General features: G+C 47.8%; 19 protein-coding genes. 9 read left to right on the forward strand and 10 right to left on the reverse strand.

Annotated features, from left to right (window positions below; genetic code table 11):
* Positions 1–150: 150 nt before the first annotated feature.
* From FIU99_RS21970 to uraH, 4 genes are all read right to left on the reverse strand, one after another.
* Complete coding sequence (locus FIU99_RS21970) at positions 151–1512, reverse strand: 8-oxoguanine deaminase (protein WP_006961861.1); 1362 nt, start codon at positions 1510–1512, stop codon at positions 151–153.
* Between the two features lie 134 nt (positions 1513–1646).
* Positions 1647–3050, reverse strand: coding sequence for a nucleobase:cation symporter-2 family protein (locus tag FIU99_RS21975; protein ID WP_006961860.1), 1404 nt, complete (start codon positions 3048–3050; stop codon positions 1647–1649).
* A gap of 163 nt (positions 3051–3213) precedes the next feature.
* Positions 3214–4557: an NCS2 family permease gene (locus FIU99_RS21980; protein WP_006961859.1), complete on the reverse strand. Its 1344-nt coding sequence runs from the start codon at positions 4555–4557 to the stop codon at positions 3214–3216.
* Between the two features lie 137 nt (positions 4558–4694).
* Positions 4695–5048 (reverse strand): hydroxyisourate hydrolase, encoded by a 354-nt coding sequence (gene uraH, locus FIU99_RS21985; RefSeq protein WP_006961857.1) that lies wholly within the window; start codon positions 5046–5048, stop codon positions 4695–4697.
* 351 nt (positions 5049–5399) lie between these two features.
* On the opposite strand from uraH, the gene puuE reads away from it, so the two are divergent.
* The 6 genes from puuE to FIU99_RS22015 all read left to right on the forward strand — a co-directional run bounded on the left by puuE (position 5400) and on the right by FIU99_RS22015 (position 12145).
* Complete coding sequence (puuE, locus tag FIU99_RS21990; protein ID WP_006961856.1) at positions 5400–6323, forward strand: allantoinase PuuE; 924 nt, start codon at positions 5400–5402, stop codon at positions 6321–6323.
* A gap of 1 nt (position 6324) precedes the next feature.
* Positions 6325–6840, forward strand: coding sequence for a 2-oxo-4-hydroxy-4-carboxy-5-ureidoimidazoline decarboxylase (gene uraD / locus FIU99_RS21995; protein WP_021455251.1), 516 nt, complete (start codon positions 6325–6327; stop codon positions 6838–6840).
* A 96-nt stretch (positions 6841–6936) separates the two neighbouring features.
* A complete protein-coding gene (alc, locus tag FIU99_RS22000; RefSeq protein ID WP_021455252.1) occupies positions 6937–7923 on the forward strand; it encodes an allantoicase in 987 nt (328 codons plus the stop codon).
* Positions 7924–7937: 14 nt separating this feature from the next.
* On the forward strand, positions 7938–8501 hold the full coding sequence (locus tag FIU99_RS22005; protein ID WP_006961853.1) for an ureidoglycolate lyase: 564 nt from the start codon (positions 7938–7940) through the stop codon (positions 8499–8501).
* A gap of 66 nt (positions 8502–8567) precedes the next feature.
* Positions 8568–9878: a urate hydroxylase PuuD gene (locus FIU99_RS22010; RefSeq protein WP_006961852.1), complete on the forward strand. Its 1311-nt coding sequence runs from the start codon at positions 8568–8570 to the stop codon at positions 9876–9878.
* 344 nt (positions 9879–10222) lie between these two features.
* Complete coding sequence (locus tag FIU99_RS22015) at positions 10223–12145, forward strand: methyl-accepting chemotaxis protein (protein WP_006961850.1); 1923 nt, start codon at positions 10223–10225, stop codon at positions 12143–12145.
* Between the two features lie 43 nt (positions 12146–12188).
* Here FIU99_RS22015 and FIU99_RS22020 read toward each other — a convergent pair whose 3' ends face one another.
* Entirely contained in the window at positions 12189–12854 is a 666-nt protein-coding gene (locus FIU99_RS22020) for a glutathione S-transferase family protein (RefSeq protein ID WP_006961849.1), read from the reverse strand.
* Between the two features lie 122 nt (positions 12855–12976).
* Between FIU99_RS22020 and FIU99_RS22025 the strand changes: the two genes are divergently transcribed.
* From FIU99_RS22025 to FIU99_RS22035, 3 genes are all read left to right on the forward strand, one after another.
* Positions 12977–13429, forward strand: a complete 453-nt coding sequence (locus FIU99_RS22025) for an Lrp/AsnC family transcriptional regulator (RefSeq protein WP_006961848.1) — start codon at positions 12977–12979, stop codon at positions 13427–13429.
* Between the two features lie 123 nt (positions 13430–13552).
* On the forward strand, positions 13553–14053 hold the full coding sequence (locus tag FIU99_RS22030; protein WP_039952214.1) for a hypothetical protein: 501 nt from the start codon (positions 13553–13555) through the stop codon (positions 14051–14053).
* A 5-nt stretch (positions 14054–14058) separates the two neighbouring features.
* Positions 14059–16161 (forward strand): ATP-binding protein, encoded by a 2103-nt coding sequence (locus FIU99_RS22035; protein WP_039952213.1) that lies wholly within the window; start codon positions 14059–14061, stop codon positions 16159–16161.
* A 10-nt stretch (positions 16162–16171) separates the two neighbouring features.
* Here FIU99_RS22035 and FIU99_RS22040 read toward each other — a convergent pair whose 3' ends face one another.
* The 5 genes from FIU99_RS22040 to xdhA form a co-directional block, all read right to left on the reverse strand.
* Positions 16172–16906 (reverse strand): bifunctional 2-polyprenyl-6-hydroxyphenol methylase/3-demethylubiquinol 3-O-methyltransferase UbiG, encoded by a 735-nt coding sequence (locus tag FIU99_RS22040; RefSeq protein WP_006961845.1) that lies wholly within the window; start codon positions 16904–16906, stop codon positions 16172–16174.
* A 196-nt stretch (positions 16907–17102) separates the two neighbouring features.
* Positions 17103–18440 (reverse strand): guanine deaminase, encoded by a 1338-nt coding sequence (guaD, locus tag FIU99_RS22045; RefSeq protein ID WP_006961844.1) that lies wholly within the window; start codon positions 18438–18440, stop codon positions 17103–17105.
* Positions 18441–18470: 30 nt separating this feature from the next.
* A complete protein-coding gene (gene xdhC, locus FIU99_RS22050) occupies positions 18471–19322 on the reverse strand; it encodes a xanthine dehydrogenase accessory protein XdhC (protein ID WP_006961843.1) in 852 nt (283 codons plus the stop codon).
* 37 nt (positions 19323–19359) lie between these two features.
* Entirely contained in the window at positions 19360–21750 is a 2391-nt protein-coding gene (gene xdhB / locus FIU99_RS22055) for a xanthine dehydrogenase molybdopterin binding subunit (RefSeq protein ID WP_006961842.1), read from the reverse strand.
* A complete protein-coding gene (xdhA, locus tag FIU99_RS22060) occupies positions 21743–23188 on the reverse strand; it encodes a xanthine dehydrogenase small subunit (protein ID WP_006961841.1) in 1446 nt (481 codons plus the stop codon). The genes xdhB and xdhA overlap by 8 nt, the downstream gene beginning before the upstream one ends.
* Between the last annotated feature and the right edge of the window lie 284 nt (positions 23189–23472).

The following is a 23472-nucleotide window of genomic DNA, read 5'->3' on the forward strand; positions in this document are numbered from 1 at the left end:
GCAAGCGACCCCTTCAGATTTAACAAAGTGATTGTTTAAATAGAAAGAGGAAAAAGCGTCAACGGATCAGTTTCATTAGGGGATTTTTGGATAATGGAATTGAATCTATCTTATAAAAAGCCCTAGCGTGATGCTAGGGCTGAATTAGGTTTATTCACCGAGTGCTTTTTTCGCCAAACGTGCGGCGGCGTGTTTATGCCGCTCGAGTAGCTGATGCAAGTCGACACCAATCACTTCACTATTTAGCACGCGCCAGTGGCCCGCGACCATAACTCGGTCTGCTTGCTGTGCGCCACATAAGATCAGAGCGGCTAACGGATCGTGACTGCCAGAAAAACGGATATCATCGAGCTTGAACATGGTAAGATCGGCTTGTTTTCCGACGGCCAGCTCACCGATATCGCTACGGCCCATGGCACGAGCAGAGCCTTGTGTTGCCCAGCGAAGGGCGTCGAAATGGGTAACATTGGCTGAGCCGTATTGCAATCGTTGCAAGTACATCGCCATACGAACTTCGGCAATCATGTTAGAGCCGTCGTTGGATGCCGAACCGTCGACACCTAAACCGACTTTGACGCCAGCGGCCTCCAAATCGTTGTTTTTGCAGATCCCCGATGCCAACATCATGTTCGATGTCGGACAATGGCTGATCCCCACACCTGCTTTGCCAAGACGGCGAATCTCTTCTTGATTGAAATGAATACCGTGTGCCAGCCAGGTTCTATCATTCAGCCAACCAACGTCTTCGAGATAGTCGACGGGTCTCAGGCCGAATTTCTGCAGACAGAAATCTTCTTCGTCGAGTGTTTCACACAAATGCGTATGCATCATGACGTTTTCCTGCGCGGCAATGTAAGCAGTTTCCTTCATCAGATCTGTGGTTACAGAGAAGGGCGAACACGGCGCGAGGGCGATTTGCGTCATGGCGCCATCGTGGTGCTGGTGGTATTGGCGAATCAAGCGTTGGCTGTCATCGACAATCGCTTGTTCTGTCTGAATGGTGTGACGAGGAGGAAGGCCACCTTCATCTTCGCCGAGGCTCATTGAACCGCGGGTAAAGATGGCTCGTACGCCGAGTTTTTGCGCCGCTTCAACCTGAAGATCAATCGCATGTTCGAGTCCGTTTGGCAGTAGGTAGTGATGATCGGATGCCGTGGTGCAGCCAGATAGCATCAGTTCCACCAGTGCCAATTCAGTCGCGACACTCATCATCTCTTCGTCTAGATTCGCCCACACTGGGTACAGGCTTTGCAGCCAGTGGAACAATTCTTTGTTCAAGGCATCAGGATAGGCGCGAGTCAGAGTCTGGTAGAAGTGATGATGGGCGTTGATTAAGCCGGGGGTCACCACATGGTGCGAGGCGTCGACGACGTAATCTATCTGATGAGACGGCGTCTCGTTTTTTGCGATAAGTTCGACAATCTTGTTTCCCTGCACCACCAAGCCGCCTTGCGCGTCTTGATGATTTGCAGTGTAAATTGCCAGTGGATTCTTAATCCAGATGGTTTCCATTCATAGTAATCCTTAGCCATCTCAGCCATTTCAGGGGAGAGGGTCTTGATCGATTTTAGGTTGAGTTATTGCCAGACTGGTCTGACGCTAAGTGTGTTTCGGTTGCTTCTAGAGAGGAACAACCGAAACAGTCGTTATTCTTGCTGAGCTTTCAACGGGCTTTGTGCGTCTGGTGTCTGCTCTTCTTTCTTAGACTGTGCCAGCTCTTCTTGCACTTGATCGCGGCTCTCTTTGAGTGCATCGCGCTCTTCTCTGCGGCTCGATTTAGGTAACAGTTGATGCAGAAGAACGGTTGCGATGGTGCCCGTTGTGATACCTGAGTGAAGGAAGTTAGCAATATCATGTGGTAAGTGCTGTAGCAGACGCGGCTCAAACGTGACCGCCAAACCTGAAGCAAGGCCAACACAAATCACCAGAGCGTTACGTTTGGTGTCCGCGGCTGTGATCAGCATACGAATCCCAGCATAAGCAATCATACCGAACATCACAAAACCGACGCCGCCTAATACCGGCTTTGGAATGGTGACGGCAATCGCAGCCAGTTTCGGGAAGAGTCCGCCTAGGATGAGCAAGCCACCAGTTGCAGCAACGACAAATCGACTGGCAACGCCGGTAATGCCGACAATACCAACGTTTTGACTGAATGAAGCCAGTGGCATCGCGGTAAGAATTGCGGCAAGCGTGCTGCCGAGGCCATCGCCCAGCAAGCCACGTTGTAAATCTTTACCTGATACTTGCTTGTTACAGTTATTGGCGAGCGCCATGAAGTCGCCTGTGGCTTCTGCGATCACGACAATGTAAACCAAACTCATACTGACAATGGCGCTGGCGTGAAAGCTTAAACCGTATTTAAGCGGTTCTGGGCCACCGACCCAAGCGGCGGTCGAGACGTCGTCCAGATTGACCATGCCCATGGAAAGGGCAACGATATAACCGCCAGCCAGACCAATAACGATGGCGGATGCTGCAACGGCACCTTTACAGTAAACTGATACCGCGACCACAATGCCCAGTGACACTATGGCGAGGAAAAGCTTGGGTAGTGTCGCGAAGTTTTCACTGGCGGCAGGCGCATCGCCAACCCAGTTCATTGCGACTGGCAATATGGTCAAACCAATCAAGGTGACGACCACGCCGCTGACCACGGTCGGGAAGAGCTTGCGTACCTTGTCCATATAGAAGCTGGCGAGAATCACCACCAGTGAGCCGATTAACGCCGATCCCATGATGCTGGCCACACCGCCTTCGAGGCCTATCGCAATGGCGACGCCAAGAAACGCAAAACTGGAGCCCATTACCACAGGTAAGCGAATACCAATCGGACCTAAGCCGAGACACTGCGCTATGGTGACAATACCTGAGGCGAGTAGGGCGGCATTAATCAGAGAAACAATTTCTTCGTTGGGAAGCCCAATAGAGGCGCCGACGATGAGAGGAACGGCAACAATGCCGCCGATAGACGCCAGCATATGCTGGAGTGCAAGGAGTAAAGTGATGCCATGAGGCGGTTTTTGGTCAAGCGTGTACAGAAGTTTCATTTGTTTTACCTCAGAGAGAGTTGGCGTAATTGGTTATCTCTCGTTGAGTGGGGAATGCTCCCACTAAACAGGTGACAGACTTCTACAAACTGCGTAGGGTCGATGGATTTTACGTGTAACAGTCTCGCCTGAGCAGAAGCTCAGGCGAGGTGGTGGAGATGAATTAGATGTAAATCAGCTTGGCAACGAAGATGACTGTCAGGATGTACATCGAGATAGAGACGTCTTTGGTTTTACCCGTGGCAACTTTGAGCACAGTGTAAGTGATGAAGCCTAACGCGATACCGTTAGCAATCGAGAAGGTCAGTGGCATCATCAGTGCTGTAATCGCAGCAGGAGCACCATTAGTGAAGTCTTTCCAGTCGACGTGCTGCATACTGCTCATCATCACAAAGGCTACATAAATCAGTGCGCCAGCGGTCGCGTACGATGGAATCATCCCCGCCAGAGGCGATAAGAATATTGCCGCGAGGAAAAGCGCAGCAACCACAATGGCAGACAGACCTGTACGAGCGCCCGCAGCTACACCAGCGGCACTTTCAACATAGCTAGTTACCGGAGGACAACCTACACACGCTCCTGCCACACTAGAGATACTGTCGGCTTTCAACGCTTTGCTTAGGCCTTCAATCTTACCTGTTTCCTTGTTGATCAAGTGTGCTCGCTCTGCCACGCCCATCAGGGTACCTGCAGTATCGAACATATTGACGAACAAGAAGGCTAGAATCACGCTCACCATTGAGATATTAAATGCGCCAGAAATGTCCATTGCCATAAAGGTTGGAGCAATACTTGGCGGTGCAGAGAAGAAGCCGTTGTAATGCACCAGCCCTAGCATCATGCCAATCAGAGTCACACTCAGAATGCCGATAAGAACAGCACCGAAGATTTTACGTTCGCTGAGCACAGCGATGATAAGGAATGCGATGGCAGCGAGCATGGCATCTGGCTTGGTGAAATCGCCTAGTGAGACCAAAGTTGCTGGGTTTTCGACGACAATGCCTGCGGTTTTAAGACCAATCAGACCAAGAAATAGTCCGACACCGGCTGTCATAGAGAAGCGCAAGCTTTCAGGAATACTTTCGATGATCCACTGACGAATCTTATAGAAGCTCATCCCGACAAACAGGATACCAGAGAGGAACACCGCACCTAGTGCCACTTCCCAGCTGTAACCCATTTCGCTGACAACGGTGAATGAGAAAAACGCGTTGAGGCCCATACCCGGTGCCAGACCGACAGGCCAGTTAGCAAACAGCCCCATTAATAGACAGCCGATGGCTGCACCGATACAGGTTGCGACAAAGACGGCGCCTGAATCCATTCCAGAAGCGGCCATGATCTGAGGGTTTACGAAAATGATGTACGCCATTGTGGCAAAGGTGGTGATGCCCCCAATCATTTCATTTTTGACACTGGTTCCATGTGCTTTCAGTTTGAAAAAGCGCTCCAAAAAGCCACTAGGTTGACCTTCGGTATTAAGCACTTCTGCTTTGCTTTCATTCATGTCAGCAAGTCCTTTTATTTTGGTGTTTCTTCAATTGAAGACCGCACTTCGCCCGGACTTCTCTGTCTCAGACGAACTTCAATTATCCCGATTGAATAGTTATATGACGCTGTTAGGTGACGCTTATCGTTATTGAGTTAGCTGCCCCGATAAGTCGAGAAGCTATACGGTGAAACCAGTAGCGGCACGTGATAGTGCGCATCTTTCTCACCCAATCCAAAACGGATCACGACGTCATCGAGAAAGGCAATGTCGCCCAGGTCGACGTCTTTGTTGCGAAAATAATCGGCAACGTGAAAAACAAGCTGATACTTTCCAAGTTCAAAAGCTTCGCCTTCTAAAACAGGCGCGTCAGTGCGGCCATCAAAGTTAGTCGTGACGGTTTTAATCTTGGTTAGGTTGTCACCTTCCACTCGGAACAGTTCAACTTCGATGTCTGCACCTGGCAGGCCATGCATTGTATCCAATACGTGTGTGGTTAGTTTTCCCATAATTCCTGTTCGCGCGTCGCGCTCTCCTTAGCTTTGAGGTTATTTTAAATTGTATACAAAGTTGTTTTTAAACTTTGTTGGATACCTATATATGTACACAAAATATTCATATAGTAAAGCTCGTTGTTATAAAAATGTTACTAGTGGATAAATTGAAAAATGAATTATGTGAAGTGTAATTTCGTCTGTATTGAAGTGCGTTTATTTGTAACTAATTGATTAATATGCTTATGTTGATAAAAAGTAACTTTAGCAACAAAATCTTTACATTAAGATATTTTATTGTATACAATGAATGTATGAAGTTGATGTGGCGTTACAATCGCGCCAAGCTTTTTAAGGAGAGCCTGAATGGATAAGGATTATTCACGAGATCTGGTTGGCTATGGGGCGAATCCTCCGCATCCCAAATGGCCGGGCGGTGCTCGTATCGCAGTGTCATTTGTATTGAATTATGAAGAAGGTGGTGAGCGTTGCCTTCTGCATGGAGATGACGAGTCCGAAGCCTTTCTATCTGAAATCCCAGCCGCTCAACCTATTAAGGGTGAGCGCCATATCAGCATGGAGTCTATCTATGAATACGGTAGTCGTGCTGGTGTGTGGCGTGTCTTACGCCTGTTTGACGAATACGAAATTCCACTCACCGTTTTTGCGGTGGCTATGGCGATTGAGCGACACCCTGACGTGGCAGAAGCCATGGTGCAAGCAGGCCATGAAATTTGTAGCCACGGTTATCGTTGGATTGATTATCAGTACATGGATGAGTCACAAGAGCGTGACCACATGGCAAAAGCGATTGAAATCATCAAAGAGATCACAGGTAGCAGACCACTCGGTTGGTATACCGGTCGCACTGGGCCAAATACCCGCCGTTTGGTGGCGGAAGAAGGCGGATTCTTATACGACTCCGATGCCTATGATGACGATTTGCCGTATTGGCACACTGAAGCGGGTCGTCCTCAGTTGGTGATTCCATACACTTTGGATGTTAATGACATGCGTTTTGCTACCGCTCAGGGGTTCAACTCTGGTGAGCAATTCTTCCAGTATCTGAAAGACACGTTTGACACTCTTTATGAAGAAGGGGAATCCGCCCCGAAGATGATGTCGGTCGGATTGCATTGTCGATTGATTGGTCGACCCGGTCGTCTTGCTTCACTCAAGCGTTTTCTCGATTACGTAAAACAACATGATGATGTGTGGCTATGTCGCCGCATTGATATTGCTCACCACTGGCATGAGCACCACCCATACACACCAAAAAAGGAGAAGTAATATGACTGAATTTCGTACTTGTAAACCATCAGAGATGGCTCGCGCGGAATTTGTCTCGCATTTTGGTGATGTGTATGAGCACAGCCCATGGGTGGCCGAATCGGTATTCGATCAAGGGCTTAATACCGAAGACAACAAAATTGAAAACTTGCACCTGCGTATGGCTAAAACCTTGCTGGGTGCAGACAAAGATCAACAACTGGATCTGATTAACGCTCACCCGGATTTAGCCGGACGTGCTGCCGTTAATGGGGAACTGACCGCAGCCTCGACTGCTGAACAAGCGGGGGCGGGCATTGACCAATGCTCTGCGGACGAGTTCGAGAAATTTACCACTTATAACAACAGCTACAAAAGTCGCTTCAATTTTCCCTTCATTATGGCTGTGAAAGGGGCCAATCGTTACCAAATTCTTGAGTCGTTCGAGATGCGATTAGGAAATGATAGTGAAACTGAGTTTGCTACTGCGATTCAGGAAATCAACAAGATTGCGCTGTTTCGCCTGCGAGATATGTAAGTCACAGAGCTGGCGACTATCCCGTAATAACGCTCTCTAGAGAGCAGATAACTGACTCACTTAACCTATTTTTGATTAATTGGAAGGATGAAGGAAATGTCCTTAGATTTTGAACAATACATAAACCTCGCTGATGACAAACTGGGCGCTCAAGCTATTTACGCGACCGACGATTTCTTTGCTGATAAAAGCCGCCTTTTGCGCCGTGAAGCGCCGGAGTGGAAGGAGGGTGTTTATGACGATAATGGTAAATGGATGGATGGCTGGGAAAGCCGCCGTAAACGTGGTGAAGGCTACGACTATTGTGTGATTCGTCTAGGCCTAGCTGGCACAATTGCAGGCGTTGATATCGATACCTCTTTCTTTACGGGCAACTTCCCACCATCGGCATCTATTGATGCGTGTTACTCACCAGATGGCGACCCAACGGATGCCACTGAGTGGCAAGAAATTCTGCCGTCAATGAGCTTGCAAGGCGACCATCATCACCTTGAGCAAATTGAAAGCGACGAAGTGTTCACTCACTTACGTCTTAACATCTATCCAGATGGCGGTGTTGCACGTCTTCGTGTTTACGGCCGACCAAGCGTGGATTGGGACCGCATTGATGCTCAGCAGAAAGTGGACTTAGCCGCTGTTGAAAATGGTGGTCGTGCGTTGGCATGTAGTGACGAGCACTATGGTAATAAATCAAACATTCTTGGCCCTGGACGAGGCGAAAATATGGGGGATGGCTGGGAAACCGCACGTCGACGTACTCCAGGGAATGACTGGGTGATCGTTGCGCTGGGCCATGCTGGCAATATTGACCGTGTTGTGGTGGATACTGCGCACTTTAAAGGCAACTTCCCAGACAGCTGCTCTATTCAGGCGGCCTACGTTAAAGGTGGCACGGATGACCAAGTAGCGACACAAAGCCTGTTCTGGCGTGAACTTTTGCCTGCGCAGAAGCTCAAGGCACACGACATTCATGAGTTTGTCTCTGAAGTGAATGAACTGGGTGCTGTGACGCACGTTCGTCTGAATATCTTCCCGGATGGTGGTATTAGCCGTCTGCGTTTATTTGGAACTAAAGCGGAATAAGCGAGGGAAGCACAATGAGCAATGGAATTCGCCGATTAAAAATAGAGCCACTCACCAAAGAGGCGTTTGCAGAATTTGGAGACGTTATTGAAGTCGAAAACAGCGACTACTTTATGATCAATAACGGCTCGACCCGTCGTTACCACAAGCTAGCGAGCACGGATGTACAAGATCAAGGTGGTGAAGCCATCATCAGTATCTTTCAGGCCACGCCGCTGAGTTACCCGTTAACGATAAAAATGCTGGAACGTCATCCGCTTGGCTCACAGGCCTTCGTTCCGTTGCTTGGGCGACCATATTTAATTGTTGTTGCACCGAAAGGAGATGACCCGCAGTTGTCGCAAAGCCGTGCCTTTATCAGCAATGGCCGACAAGGTGTCAATTACCACAAAGGTGTTTGGCACCACCCGGTGTTGGCGCTGACCGAGCGTGATCAGTTTTTGATCGTCGATCGAGGTGGTGAAGGGCATAACTGTGATGAAGTGTTTTTCGACACCGATTTGGTCTCTCTGCATCTGGAAGATATTCCAGGCAACAGCAGCACGGATGAAGAGCAACGCATGGAACAAGCGTTGTAATGTTGGCACTGCCCATCACAGGGTTCCCTTGTGATGGAAAGCGTTGGCAGTAAATAGGAGTTTATTATGGATCCACATATCACGGAGTGGTTGAATCTGGCGATTCGCTGGGTTCACATGATAGTCGGGATCGCCTGGATTGGCGCATCGTTTTACTTTGTTTGGTTGGAGAACAACCTAAACCGCGTTAACCCGAAAACTGGCCTGTCAGGCGACTTGTGGGCAATTCATGGCGGTGGTATCTACCACCTTGAAAAGTACAAGCTTGCGCCACCAGAAATGCCAGAGCACCTGCACTGGTTTAAATGGGAAGCATACTTCACTTGGATTACTGGTGTGTTGCTACTGGCGGTTGTTTATTATCTCAACGCAGAAATCTATCTGATTGCACCAGGCTCTGGCCTGTCACCTACCACTGCTATTGCGATTGGTGTGGGTGCGTTAGTCGCGGGCTGGTTCATTTACGATCTCTTGTGTGATTCGCCTTTAGGCAAAACCCCAATGTTGCTGGGACTGGTTCTGTTTGTACTGCTTGTCGGTGCGACCTACGGACTGGCTCAGGTCTTCAGTGGTCGTGGTGCTTACATCCACGTTGGTGCCATCATAGGTACTATCATGGTGGGTAACGTTTTCCGCGTTATCATGCCAGCGCAGCGCAATCTGGTGAGTGCGATTGAAGAAAACCGCGAACCGGATCCTGCACTGCCAGCGAAAGGTTTACTGCGTTCTCGTCACAATAACTATCTGACACTGCCTGTACTGTTCATCATGATCAGTAACCACTTCCCGAGCACTTACGGTTCGGAGTACAACTGGGCGATTCTAGCGGGTTTGGCGATCTTCAGTATCCTAGTACGACACTATTTCAACACACGTCATGGCAGTCAGAAATTTGCCTGGACGATCCCTGTGGCGGCTTTGGGTATGATCACGTTGGCATTTGTGACTTCTCCTTATGCGAACCGACCTGCAGCGCCAGTGGCGAAAGCACCGGTTGTACAACAGCAGGCTGCGCCTGTTGCTGAAGCTGCAACAACAGAAGCAAATCAAACCGCATCGGCATCAACCGCTGAGCAGGCGGCTCCTCAGGAGCAAGCAGCACCTGCAACAGGTGGTGTCAGCTTTGCCGAAGTGAACAAGGTCATTCAGGAGCGTTGCTCTGTATGTCACTCTGCCACGCCAACGCACGCAGCATTTGCGGTTGCGCCTGGAGGAGTTGTACTGGATACCCCTGAAGAGATCTTAACGAACGTTCCACGCATCATTTCTCAGTCCGTTGCGACTAAAGTGATGCCGCTGGGCAACCTTACTCAGATGACTGATGAGGAACGATCCCTTATCGGAGTTTGGGTGGAACAAGGTGCAGTTATCCAATAACTGTCCTTGCGGGACTGAGTGTCAGCCTGACTTCCTGTCATCCTATGTTCAGGCTGACATAGACTCCTCATTCCCAGCTGTCTCCAGACAGTGTATTTCCCTTTCCCCGGAACGTGTTCCGGGGTTTTTTATAGGTGTTAAGAAGCAAGAAATGCAAGGTTGTTGAAGTTGTGATGTTTACCTTCAATCAACGCATGCAGAAATTTCGGCTGTGCTACGTTTACTATTGATAGGTAACGCATTAGTTGTGAATGAAAGGCTGAGAGCGACATTTCTACCTTCTTTCTCTTTTCACGGGCTCATTAGATGCGCCCTACATTGGTCAATTATAAAAGGATTTAGATGTGACGAAATTAGCCATCAGCATCAGACACAAAACCATACTGGCGACAGTATTGGCAGTGGTTCTGGTGATCATCGTACTGATCAGTACCACCGTGAGCCAAGGTCGTAAGATCATTCTCGACCAAACCTATTCACAGCAGCTTCCGGCTTCGTTGGGAGAAGTGAGTAACAAAATTAAGCTTGAGCTGGAGAAACCGCTGGTTATCGCAGATGTGATGTCAGAGCTTTCCCAGCTGACCGAATTTACCGGAGAAGGCAGTGCAGAAATCGTCGACATCCTTAGCCGTATCAAGCAACAGTTCGGTGCACTGACGGCGTTCTACGTTAATACCGTTGATAGTAGCTACTACATTCCGACCGGCAAATTGAAAGACATGTCGGCGCAGTCTAATGATGACCAATGGTTTTATGGCTTTCTCGCCAGTGGCAAGAAAGTCGAGCTATCGATTGATGTCGATGACTCTACTGGTGTAGCGACTGTGTTTGTTAACCATGTGGTGATGCAACAAGGCAAGCGTATTGGTGTTACCGGGATTGGCTTGTCGCTACAAAATATGGGGAAAACCGTCGCCAACTACTCACTGGGTGAGCAAGGTCAACTGATGCTGGTCGACAATCAAGGAGTAGTGAAAATTCACGCAGATGCCAATCTAGTTGGTAAATCACTCAACGACTTACAGTTGCGAGAATTGGCAGCGGAGCTGGGTAAACTCAGTGACACAGACTCACACATTATTGAAGCTGAAGTGAACGGCAGCGCCATGATTGTCGGGTTTATTGCTTTGCCAGAGCTAGGTTGGACACTAGTTTCTCTTCAGCCCCAAAGTGAAGTGCTGGCGGAGCTGAATCAGTTTATTCAGACCATGACTTACATCGGTGTGGTGGTGGCCTTACTCTTTATTGTCATCAGTGCTTATATGACGAATGCTTTGCTTAAACCTCTGTCGACCACAGCAGACTTGCTGCTGGAAATCGGCGGCGGTGGTGGTGACCTGACGCAAAGGCTGGACGAAAGCCGTAATGACGAAGTCGGCAGCATTGCCCGTGGTTACAACCAGTTCGTTGCTTATATGGGCAATGTCTTACAAGAGATCGACCGCTCGCGCGCTGATTTGGTGGCAACCATTGATCATATTGATTCTCAAGCCAGTGAGATGAAACATCAGATCCAAGGGCAGGAGCAGAACATTGACCAAGTTGCGACAGCGATCCATGAAATGAGCGCTAGCTCGGAAGAGATCGCCAGCAATGCCAACAATACGTCAGACAATGTGCAGCAAGCGACAGTAGAAGTGAAACATGGTTTGTCATCGGTCAGTGACACATTTTCTCATACCGAAGCGATGAGTCGACAGTTGGATCAGAGTAGTCAGAGTATTGAGAAACTCTCTAATGATATCAACGCCATTGATACGGTACTGGATGTGATCAGTGGCGTGTCGGAGCAAACCAATTTGCTTGCACTCAACGCGGCGATAGAGGCAGCTCGTGCGGGAGATCAGGGGAGAGGGTTTGCTGTGGTAGCGGATGAAGTACGCACATTAGCGTCACGCACGCAGGATTCAGCCAGTGAAATTCGCACCATTATCGAAAATCTTCAGGGCCTCAGCGATACGGTGGTGAAAGAAGTTGGCCAGAGTCACAGTACCGGTAAAGCGTGTTTAACCGCCGCTCAGGCTTCAGAGAAGCACTTAGAGTCTATCAATCAGTTTGTTGATGAGATTCACCAACTGAGTAGCCAGACCGCCACTGCGACCAATGAGCAGTCTCAGGTTATCAATGAAATTGCTCCGCATATATCGAGTATTGCTGATGTGGCACGCAGCAACACTGAGATGGTGAATCAAACCTCCCATCATTGTGCCGATCTGAAAGAGAATGTGAATTCTCTCAGCCAGCTGGTGGCGAAGTTCAAGTTCTAACTCGTAAGGCGGCCGCGGCCATAAGGCCGCTTTTTATTGGAGGCTAGGGATCGTTGCGATAGCCAGGCAGATAGATAGGCTCCTGCTGGGAAGCTTCATCTAGCCATTCTCTTACGTATAGGCGATTGAGAAGTTCACTGAACCAACGTTGGGTATAAGGCCATCGTTCATCGGCCTCAAGGTGAGAAGAGAAACGCACCACCGAAGGCAACAGCATAATGTCGGCGATGGAAAACTCTCCTACCAAGTAATGCCCTCCGTACTCGTTAATGGTGTCGTTCCAGAGCTGATAAATGGCTTCAATTTGCGTTGTCTCATCTTGGCTCAGCGCTTTTTTGTCTGGATAAAATGCACTTTCAAACGATAATGCTGAGCAGACACGGCCAAAAGTGGAATGCTGCCAGGCGGCAAACGATCTGGCTTTCGCCCGTGCGCCAATGTCCTCTGGCCACAAACTACCTTCACCGAGTTCACTGGCGTATTCTGCGATCGCCAGTGAGTCAAAAATGATCAGGCCATCGTCATCCAGCACGGGCACTGCTGCCGGTGGAGAAAAGGTGCCGATATGCTGCAGGTTTTCCCAACGTTGCGGGCGGCGAATGTCCATAATCCGCTCTTCAAAAGGAATCCCCTGTTCTTTTAACGCCAACCAAGCCCTGAATGCCCAGCTAGAGGCATTGCGATTACCACTGTAGAGAATGCGTTTCATGTTGCGTCCTTTCTGATGATGATGGCCCTATTATAAGGTTGCTCCGCTGTTAGTTCGCTTGAATATCGACATGTAAACGCCTATAAAAAGGCGTATAATTCAATTATACGCGGAATAATGGCATGGATGCTTTTGATCATCACATTCTTCGAGCTCTTCAGAACAACAGTCGAATCAGTAGCGAAGTATTAGGTGCTGAGATTGGTTTATCACCATCGGCCTGTCAGCGGCGGATCAAAAAACTCAAACAACAGGGGGTGATCAAGCAAGAAGTGGCGGTGCTGGATGCTAGTCAACTGCCGGGATTCATCACCACACTGGTAGATATCACTCTGGAGCGTGGTGGAGAAACTGCGCTAGATGAGTTTATTCACGCGCTTGAAGCTGAGTCTCAGGTTCAGCAGTTTTATTACGTAGCGGGCGACGTGGATTTTGTCGTCATTGTCGTCACTCAGGATATGAAGGCCTATGATGCACTATCGAGGCGTCTGTTTATGTCCAACCAAAATATCAAAAAGTTTTCGACCAAAGTCGTGATTCAACCGGGTAAAGTTGGTCTTGAACTTCCTGTGTGAAATGTGCAGCTTTTGTTTTGACTTCAAAGGCTTGAAAAGGCATTTAATGAATCCTTGTCTATACTGATTCTGAACACTGATAAATAGTGTGAATGATTGAAGCGGGATATTCGAGGGGTCTCTATGCGCAGAACAACTTGGTTTAGCACTTTGGTGGTTGGTTTGATGTTATCCAATGTGGTTTACGCTCTGCCGGTTCCGGAAGGTGACCCAATTCTTTGGGTATCGGGAAAGATTACCAAATCCAACACTGCCGATGGTGTTGAGCTCGATTCCGCGATGATAAAGCAACTTGAGCAAGGAACGATTAAGACCAATAACCATGTGGTTTCTGATGTTGTCGAATACAAAGGACCGAAAATGAGTGCTTTGTTGGATTATGTGGGTGCTAAAGGTTCGACGGTCAAAGTCATTGCTTGGGATGAATATGTGGTCAGCATTCCGATGTCAGACATCAAAAAATACGGTGTTTTGCTTGCGACGCATGAAGATGGCATCAAAATGACCATTGATGGTAAAGGTCCGTTCTTCGTTGTATTCCCCTTCACTGATAACCCCAAGATCCAAAACGATCTGTTTTATAGCCTGTCCGTGTGGCAAGTTCGAGAGATTGTTATCGAGTAAGCAGTATGGAACGGTTTTGGGATAGGGGACGTTACTTTGTTGTGATTATTTCGGCATTGTGCTCTCTGCTTTTGTTGGTCATTGCCTATGTTTTTTACTCTGTAACAGAAATCAAAAATGTATCCTCTGAGCCTTACGTTACGATCATCAGCAACAACATTTCAGCTAAAACAAAACTGCTGTTCGTAAAATCTGAAGTGCTTTCCTTTTCCGCCCTTAGAGATAAGAAAAGCCTGTCAAAACTCAAATTTAAATCCAGAATTTATAAGTCGAGTATCCTGCAGGACCTCCTCGCTGAACGAACCAATCGTGTTCATGAAAAATTTGGTAACGTGGATGAACTTCAGCAAGTTGTTGAGGATATTCGATCTGTTTTCGACTCGATAGACCAGCTTAGCCTTACCAATGTGGAAAATATCGATACAGTGATAAATCGTATTGATGGTACTTATTCGAGACTCAATATTTACCTAGCTGACTTTGTCGCCGAAGTACAACGTCAACAGATCGAGTTTCTCGATTTCAAAGAATCTTTCTATAACAAACAGTATGTTTATTTAGGCATCATTTTGTTGTGTTCCATGCTGATGATTGGTGTGATTTCATGGATGTATCTGCACCAGATTCGGTTAAGTAAAGACCTAGAGGAAAGAACCAAGGTGATGGAAGAGGCGAAGCGCAACGCTGAGCAAAGCTCTATTGCGAAAGCTCGATTTCTCGCCAACATGTCTCATGAAATGCGAACTCCTCTGAATGCAATTATCGGGTTGAGTCAGAAAGAGTATTACCAATCGTCTGATGAGCAAACCAGACACTTCCTTTCGATGATCAACAGCTCTGGTGAGCACTTGCTTAAGCTGATTAACAACGTGTTAGACCTCAGCAAGATTGAGCAAGGTAAGTCCAAATTGGACAGTGATGAGTTCTTTATCAGTGAGCTGATTGATGTCTCTAAAACCGTGTTTATTAACTTCGATAAGCAGCAAGCGGTAGATGTCTTCTTTTCAGTATCCTTGGATCGAAACTATAAGATAAAGTCGGATAAAACTAAGCTCGTCCAGATAATCAATAACTTAGGTTACAACGCGCTCAAATTTACGGAATCAGGTCATGTCGAGATCCACATATCTCTTAGTTCAGAGTCTGGGATGCTGCATATTGTGGTGAAGGATACTGGGATTGGTATGACTCAGGAGCAATTGGATAAAGTGTTTCAGGAGTTTACCCAAGCAGATGACTCGATTACCCGAAAGTATGGAGGCACCGGGCTGGGGCTGTCGATATGTCAGTCTTTAGTGAATTTGTTGGGTGGCGCTATCAGTGTAGAAAGCTCGCTGGGTGAGGGTAGTGAATTCTCAATTGAAGTCCCCGTGAGTATTACTGATTCCGCCCCTTTAGCCAGTGACAAGCTGGCGACAGGATCAGTGAGAGTAGTATCAGATAACCGCTATGCGACTGAATTGATTATCAAAGAGCTTAACAAGCTGGAGCTGTATGACGCTCATGGGGATTCGGTATTATGTTATCTGCGCAGTGATGATGTTTTGGAAAATACGCTCAAACAAGCGCACTGCCGTGATGACCAAACACTCATTGTGTATGGGAATATCAATACGACACTTCCGCCGAGCGAAAATATGACATTATTGAGTAAGCCGTACGACTTATTTAGTTTGCTCGATTGTTTACAAGCGATGGCTAAAACGGATTCAAAACAAGAGCGCACTGTGGGTGGGGACGACGTTTCTGGGGTCTCCGTTATGTTGGTTGAAGACATTCGTATGAACCAAATCGTCGCTCAGAAAATGCTGGCAACCTTGGAGGCAGAGGTCACCACCGTGAACAACGGGCAGGAATGTGTCGACTTACTTAATCATGAGCATTTCGATATTATCTTTATGGATATCCAGATGCCGGTCATGGATGGGTTAGAAGCACTCAAACAGATAAAGCGTGACAACCTTGCACCAGATACCGCAATCATCGCGCTGACCGCCAACACGTTTGAAAGTGATGTACAGAACTACCTAGAGCAAGGCTTTGATAACGTGCTTCCTAAACCATTTAAGTTAGAGTGGTTGAAAGGGATGTTAGAGAAACACGCATGAGTTTGTAGTTCTAATCAGATTTCACACCCACGATCATTCCCACTCTTTGGTTCTCGATACCTAGCAGCCATTTTTTGATGGGATTTAAGTTACCAAAGTCGTAGCAGTGGGCTGAGAAAACGCTGCTAAAGCCTGCTTTGATCAGTTGTTCTCGCCAGAAAAGTTCTGAATTAAAACACACTCCAACTCCGGCATTATTTGAACCTAACTTGGCTACAAGCGTTTTAATCAGAGTCGAGGAGGTGAGCTGATAAATTCTTTTGCCTGGAATATTGGAGTGGTCCGTGCCTTCATACAGATTCTCAAAAATCACAACGATGCCCTCAGGTGCTAGCATGTCGTAAGCATCTTTTAACCCCTTCAGCTGTAAATCCTGCGTCTTGGAGTAGGTTGGCGCGACAAAATGGTTGAGTACCCAGTTGAACTGGATTAAGTCGTATTTGAAGAAGCAGTCGAAGCTTTGGTAATGGGCTTGGATCAGGTTTTTGCGACTATTAGGGTTGTTCTCGTTCAATGCATTCTCGTCGGGGTCAACGATAGTGACCTGGCAGCCTGGATATCGGCCGATGAGTTTGTCTGCGTAGCTACCGTTGCCTCCACCGACATCGAGAAAATGTGCTTGGTTAGGGTTTGGGATGTAGCGTTCAATAATATCTGACACAAGGTGAAACAGCTCCTTGTCGATAATGTCTCCCTTGGATAAAACAATCTTATTCTGGCCAAGATACTTAGCTTGTTCACTCATATTCAACACCTCCATTGTTATGATGAAACTTAGCAGTTATTGTGCCGATATTTTTTGTATTTAAGTCGCTGTTTTATATGTGTTTATTTTGACTATTGCAGACGTTATTATTTTGAGATTGATTTTGATATTCAATAAGATACGAGAAACAAAAAACGCCCTTGCGAAGCAAGGGCGTTTTCACTAAAAGACCGAGTTAACTAGCAAACTTTTTTGCGTCGATACGTCCTTCTGCGTCATAGGCTTTCTCGCCATAGATGTACGTCTTAGAAACGGTGCGGTCATCGCCAAGGCTCATCAGCACAAACAGCTTCTCTTCCAAGGTTTTGGCCTGTTCCATGCGGAAACGCATCAGTTGAGTTGCGTGTAAATCAAGCACGACAAAGTCCGCTTCTTTACCCACTTCAAGGTTACCAATTTTGTCTTCAAGGTGGAGTGAACGTGCGCCGCCCAGGGTTGCTAAGAACAGGGACTTCAATGGGTGCAGTTTCTCCTGTTGAAGCTGCATGATCTTATACGCTTCACTCATTGTCTCAAGAATCGAGAAGCTGGTGCCGGCGCCGACATCGGTGCCCATACCGACGCGAACCCCATGCTCTTCCAGCTTAGGCAGCTTGAAGAGACCAGAACCGAGGAAAAGATTCGATGTTGGACAGAAGGCAATTGCCGATTCAGTTTCTGCCAAACGCTGGCATTCACAATCAGAGAGATGAATGCCGTGAGCAAACACAGAGCGCTTATGCAGAAGTCCGTAATGGTCGTAGACATCCAGATAAGAGTCGCGTTCTGGGAACAGCTCAAGTACCCATTCAATCTCTTTCTTGTTCTCTGAAAGGTGGGTATGCATGTACACATCTGGGTATTCTTCCAGAAGTTTACCTACAGTTGCTAGCTGTTCCGGTGTGCTGGTTGGAGCAAAACGAGGTGTAACCGCATAAAGCAGTCGACCTTTGTTATGCCATTTTTCAATCAGCTCTTTAGATGCTTCATAGCCGGATTCTGGTGTGTCGGTTAAGTAGTCTGGTGCGTTGCGGTCCATTAGGACTTTACCTGCGATCATACGCAAGTTGCGGCGCTCGGCTTCTTCAAAGAACACGTCGACCGACTCTTTATGTACTGTGCCAAACACCAATGCTGTGGTGGTACCGTTGCTCGCTAGCTCATTGAAGAACAGTTTTGCGACTTTATGCGCGTAAACCGGATTTTTGAAACGCCTTTCTTCTGGAAAGGTGTAGTTTTCTAACCAGTCGAGCAGTTGCTCACCGTAGGAGGCGATCATGCCTGTTTGCGGATAATGAATATGGGTGTCAATAAAACCTGATGTGATCAGCTTGTCTTCATATTCGGTGATGTTGAGGTTCTTTGGCTGCCTTTTGAGCACCTCTTCTGTCTCACCGATATCGACGACGTGGCCGTCTTCTACTACGAGAAGACCGTCGTCGAAAAACTGATACGAGTTTTCCAGTCCGACGTCTTTTGGGTCAGCAATACTGTGCAGAAGGCTTGCACGATAAGCTTTACGTTGAGTTGTCATGTTTACTTCCTTTAAAGGCCCTCTTTGGGGCTAGGCGATTTTCTCTTCCAATGATGAATCGCTCAGTTGTTCTTCTTTACTGTGTGGCGTAGGGCGTTTTTCTTCAAGCGAAATTCCCTGATAGTGTGCGATTAATTCACCCGCAACCGATACCGCAATTTCAGCAGGATGTTTTCCATTCACCATGCTGATTCCAATTGGACAAATCATCGTATTTATTTGTTGCTGGCTGTAGCCTCGCTGCGCCAAACGCATGTCAAACTTTTTGCGCTTGGTTAGTGAACCTATCATGCCGAAATACACACTGTCGTCGCGATCGATGATGGCCTTGGCCAACTCAAAATCGAGTTGATGATTGTGTGTCATGACCAGATAGTAGCTGTTTGGTGACATGTCGCGCACTTCAGCGACCGGATCATCGCTCACCAGTTTGGTTACGTTGCGAGGGAGTTCGTCAGGGAATACGTCTTCACGCTCATCAATCCAAGTGACACGGAAAGGGAGAGTCGAGACGATATGCAAAAGGGCTTTGGCTACATGGCCGGCACCGAATACCACTAGATGTTTTTGCGCGGTACCAATTGGTTCGAAGCTCAGTGTTGCCATTCCGCCACAACACTGACCTAAACGAGCCCCGAGATTAAAGCGCTCCACTTTCAGTGAACGTTCACCCGCAAGCAGCATTTCACGCGCCATTTTGGTGGCGATGTGCTCCAGATGACCACCACCAATGGTGGCAATCAAACGGTCGCGAGTGACCAACATTTTTGTGCCCGCATCCCGTGGCACTGAGCCACGGTCTTCCAATACGGTCACCATCACGCAAGGTTCACTGTTTTTCTCTAGCTGTGCCAGTTCATGAATCCAATTGTCCTTAAACATACGTCTCTCCTTGAACGGTAAACCCTTGAATAACCGCTTAAACCTCTTGCGTGTTCTGTTTTGCCACTTGTTGTTGCGTTTGCGTTACCTCATTGATTGCCATCAACACACGTTCTGGTGTTGCTGGTGTATCTAATTTAGGTATAGCACCTTCAACGGCAACTGAGGCAATGGCATCTTTCAGTGCACTCCACACTGACATGCCGAGCATGAATGGCGGCTCACCGACAGCCTTGGAGTTAAACACGGTATCTTCTGGGTTGGCTCGGTTTTCCAGAAGGTGAGTGTGGAACTCGATAGGCATATCGGCGATCGCCGGAATCTTATAGCTGGCTGGCCCATTAGTCATCAGACGACCCTGTTCGTTCCAGATCAGCTCTTCTGTGGTCAGCCAGCCCACGCCTTGCAGGAAGCCACCTTCGACCTGGCCAATATCAATTGCCGGGTTAAGAGAAGCCCCTACATCGTGCAGGATGTCTGCGCGAAGAATTTTGTATTCGCCTGTCAGGGTATCAACGATGACTTCTGAACAAGAGGCACCGTACGCGAAGTAGTAGAACGGACGGCCACGTGCTTTTTCATGGTCATAGTAGATTTTTGGTGTGCGGTAGAAACCTGTGCTCGATAGCGATACTTGGTTGAAGTAAGCCAGCTGAACAAAGGCTTCGAAGGTCAGAATTTCGTCACGAATCACGACCATACCGTTTTTGAACACCACTTCTTCTGCTGACACTTTGTAGTGACTGGCAGCGAAGTCGATCAGACGTTGTTTGATAGTCAGTGCGGCGTTCTGGGCGGCCTTACCGTTGAGGTCGGCGCCCGATGAGGCCGCGGTTGGTGATGTGTTCGGTACTTTGTCTGTGTTGGTAGCGGTGATTTGGATACGTTCAACATCTACTTGGAACTCCTCAGCAACGATTTGCGCCACCTTGATGTTCAGACCCTGACCCATTTCCGTACCACCGTGATTCAAATGAATACTGCCATCGGTGTAAATATGGATGAGCGCACCAGCCTGATTCAGGAAAGTCGCAGTGAAAGAAATACCAAATTTCACTGGTGTGATCGCCAGACCTTTTTTAAGGATCGGGCTTTGCTTGTTGAACTCAGCGATGGCTTTACGACGGGCGTGATAGTCACTGCTTTGTTCAAGTTGCTCAGTGATTTCTGGCAGGAAGTTATCTTCAACTGTCTGGTAGTAATGAGTGACGTTACGCCCCTCACCACCGTAGTAATTCGCTTTACGGACTTCGAGTGGATCTTTACCCAGATAGCGGGCAATTTCATCCATGATATGCTCAATGGTCATCATCCCCTGCGGGCCACCAAATCCACGGTAAGCCGTATTCGACGCCGTGTTGGTTTTGCAGCGGTGACCTGTCACTGTAGCATCACCCAGATAATATGCGTTGTCTGAGTGGAACATGGCACGGTCGACAATCGAGCTCGACAGATCCGGAGAGTAACCACAGTTACCCGCTACGATGATGTCTGCCCCTTCAATGACGCCATCATCGTTAAATCCTACTTTGTACTGGTTATAAAATGGGTGACGCTTGCCCGTCATGGTCATGTCTTCCATACGAGGCAGACGCATCTTAGTTGGGCGTTTAGTTAGATGTGCAATGACTGCAGCCATACACGCTGGCGCTGCGGCTTGCGTTTCTTTACCCCCGAAACCGCCGCCCATACGACGCATATCGATCACGACTTTGTGCATCGAAACCCCAAGTACTTCGGCGACCAGCTTTTGTACTTCAGTTGGGTTTTGTGTCGAGGTATAAACGATCATGCCACCATCTTCGGTTGGCATCACGCTGCTGACCTGAGTCTCAAGGTAGAAGTGTTCCTGACCACCAATCTCTAGATCGCCTTCAATCACGTGTTTTGCTTTGGCGAGTGCAGCCGCTGAGTCACCGCGTTTTTGCTGGTGGCTTTCAGTGACAAACAGCTCTTTCTCAAGCGCTTCTTTTACGTCGAGTACTGGCGGTAGGGCTTCGTATTCAACAATGGCGGCTTGTGCGGCTTTGCGTGCCGTTTCCATATCATCCGCGGCAACGGCAAGTACGGGCTGACCGTAGTATTGAACTAGACCGTCAGCAAGCAGTGGATCGCCCGGTAGAATGGCACCGATATCCAACTGGCCCGGTACGTCTTCGTGGGTGATGGCAATCGCAACGCCCTCAAATTCGTAACACGGCGAGACGTCCAACTTGGTGATTTTTGCGTGAGCTTGCGTACTCAGACGTGCATACACGTGCAACTGATTAGGGAATTCCAAGCGGTCATCAATGTAAACCGCTTCACCTGTGACCTGCTTCGGGGCGCTGTCGTGTTTTACGCTTTTACCAACGCCGGTTTTCAGATCCTGCTTTACGATGGCGACCATCTCTTCTTGAGTCATGGTCTGATGATGTGCGTTAGACATAAGACGTTACCCTTGTTTCGATCTGGTTGTTGTGATGAGTCTGCTCGATGTAGAAGCGACGCAGCATGTTCGCTGCTGTCATTGAGCGGTACTCTTTGCTGGCACGGAAGTCGCTCAGTGGCTCAAAATCGTTATGGATTTCAGCCATCGCGGCATCAATGGTTGCTTGTGTCCATTCTTTGCCTAATAGCGCATTTTCACAGTGCGTTGCACGTTTTGGCGTTGCCGCCATACCACCGAAAGCGATGCGGGCATTGATGACTTTATTGTCTTCAATCTCAATATTGAATGCGCCACAAACCGCAGAAATATCATCGTCTAGACGCTTGGAAAGCTTGTAAGCACGGAAGGTTTCGTTCGCTTTTGATTTAGGAATAATCACTTGCTCGATAAATTCACTTTCCTGCTGAGCGGTGACTTTATAGCTGATGAAGTAGTCTTCAATCGGCAAGATTCTGGTCTGCTTACCACGGCGCAATTTCACTTGTGCATTCAGTGCAATCAAAAGCGGCGGCGCATCACCGATAGGAGAGGCGTTACCAATGTTGCCACCCAGTGTGCCCTGATTACGAACCTGAAGAGAAGCAAAGCGATGCAGCAGCTCACCAAAATCAGAGAAATGTTGAGTCAGAAGTTGGTAGGCATCGCTGATCGCAACGTTAGCACCAATGTGCAGAGCATCGTCACTTTCTTCACACACTTTCATGTCTTCAACCAGATTTACGCTGATCAACGTTTCAATCTCGCGGTGGAATTGGGTGACTTCAAGAGCCAAATCAGTACCGCCAGCAACCAGCTTGGCCTTTGGATTTGCAGTGTAAATTTGAGCCAGTTCGTCAATGCTACGAGGGATATACGCTGTTAGGTTACCTTGGCTCAGACTGGCGGGTTGCCCCTGAAGAGCTTCTAGTCGAGCAATGGTCTCTTTTTCCAGCTCAACAAACTGGTCCATCAACGGTTCATCAGAAGTCAGAGACAAAGCGGCGTCAACAATAGGGCGGTACCCGGTACAGCGGCATAAGTTACCCGCCAGAGACTCCATGACATCTTCCTTGTTCGCCGCAGGTTTGTTCTTGCTCAGAGCAAACATCGACATGATAAAACCTGGAGTACAGTAACCACATTGAGAACCGTGGAAATCGACCATAGCTTGCTGAGTTGGGTGAAGCTTGTTTTTGTTCTGCAAGTCTTCAACGGTAATCAGCTGCTTACCATGTAGTGCGGATACGAACGTCAGACAGGAATTCACCGAGCGATACTGAAGTTGGCCTTCGATCACTTCGCCTAGTACTACGGTACAGGCACCACAGTCACCTGAGCCACAGCCTTCTTTAGTACCTGTTTTTTGTACATGTGTTCTCAGGTACTGCAGCACTGTCATATTTGGTGACAGCTCACTCTCTTGTCTGAGTTCTTGATTGAGTAGGAAAGTAATCAAGAGACCTCCTTGTGCATTGACACTATTGTTCCAATAATAATTTTCTGACCTTTGGGTCAATAATTGGATAATTTGACTATAAGGTCAACTTTAATTTTACAATATTGCAACATGAAATGACCGATAAAGGTGTCATTAACAAGAGTGGTGGCAAAGTAAGTCTATGAATTTAATGATGTTAAAGTTTGTTTTGACGTAAAAAATTTTAACGTAAAGAAATTTAATATTGTATTTTATTTTGTGTACAATCTTGATGGTGAGAAACAAAAAGTCCGGCAGGGCGC

It is taken from the genome of Vibrio sp. THAF64 (assembly GCF_009363455.1).
GTDB lineage: Bacteria > Pseudomonadota > Gammaproteobacteria > Enterobacterales > Vibrionaceae > Vibrio > Vibrio coralliilyticus.

Coding starts and splice junctions, on each gene's coding strand:
- FIU99_RS22020 (WP_006961849.1), bottom strand. CDS start 12,854: ATGAAACGCATTCTCTACAGTGGTAATCGCAATGCCTCTAGCTGGGCA.
- FIU99_RS22005 (WP_006961853.1), top strand. CDS start 7,938: ATGAGCAATGGAATTCGCCGATTAAAAATAGAGCCACTCACCAAAGAG.
- FIU99_RS22040 (WP_006961845.1), bottom strand. CDS start 16,906: ATGAGTGAACAAGCTAAGTATCTTGGCCAGAATAAGATTGTTTTATCC.
- xdhC (WP_006961843.1), bottom strand. CDS start 19,322: ATGTTTAAGGACAATTGGATTCATGAACTGGCACAGCTAGAGAAAAAC.
- FIU99_RS21980 (WP_006961859.1), bottom strand. CDS start 4,557: ATGAATGAAAGCAAAGCAGAAGTGCTTAATACCGAAGGTCAACCTAGT.
- FIU99_RS21970 (WP_006961861.1), bottom strand. CDS start 1,512: ATGGAAACCATCTGGATTAAGAATCCACTGGCAATTTACACTGCAAAT.
- FIU99_RS22010 (WP_006961852.1), top strand. CDS start 8,568: ATGGATCCACATATCACGGAGTGGTTGAATCTGGCGATTCGCTGGGTT.
- guaD (WP_006961844.1), bottom strand. CDS start 18,440: ATGACAACTCAACGTAAAGCTTATCGTGCAAGCCTTCTGCACAGTATT.
- uraH (WP_006961857.1), bottom strand. CDS start 5,048: ATGGGAAAACTAACCACACACGTATTGGATACAATGCATGGCCTGCCA.
- FIU99_RS21975 (WP_006961860.1), bottom strand. CDS start 3,050: ATGAAACTTCTGTACACGCTTGACCAAAAACCGCCTCATGGCATCACT.
- FIU99_RS22025 (WP_006961848.1), top strand. CDS start 12,977: ATGGATGCTTTTGATCATCACATTCTTCGAGCTCTTCAGAACAACAGT.
- xdhB (WP_006961842.1), bottom strand. CDS start 21,750: ATGTCTAACGCACATCATCAGACCATGACTCAAGAAGAGATGGTCGCC.
- uraD (WP_021455251.1), top strand. CDS start 6,325: ATGACTGAATTTCGTACTTGTAAACCATCAGAGATGGCTCGCGCGGAA.
- alc (WP_021455252.1), top strand. CDS start 6,937: ATGTCCTTAGATTTTGAACAATACATAAACCTCGCTGATGACAAACTG.
- FIU99_RS22035 (WP_039952213.1), top strand. CDS start 14,059: ATGGAACGGTTTTGGGATAGGGGACGTTACTTTGTTGTGATTATTTCG.
- puuE (WP_006961856.1), top strand. CDS start 5,400: ATGGATAAGGATTATTCACGAGATCTGGTTGGCTATGGGGCGAATCCT.
- FIU99_RS22030 (WP_039952214.1), top strand. CDS start 13,553: ATGCGCAGAACAACTTGGTTTAGCACTTTGGTGGTTGGTTTGATGTTA.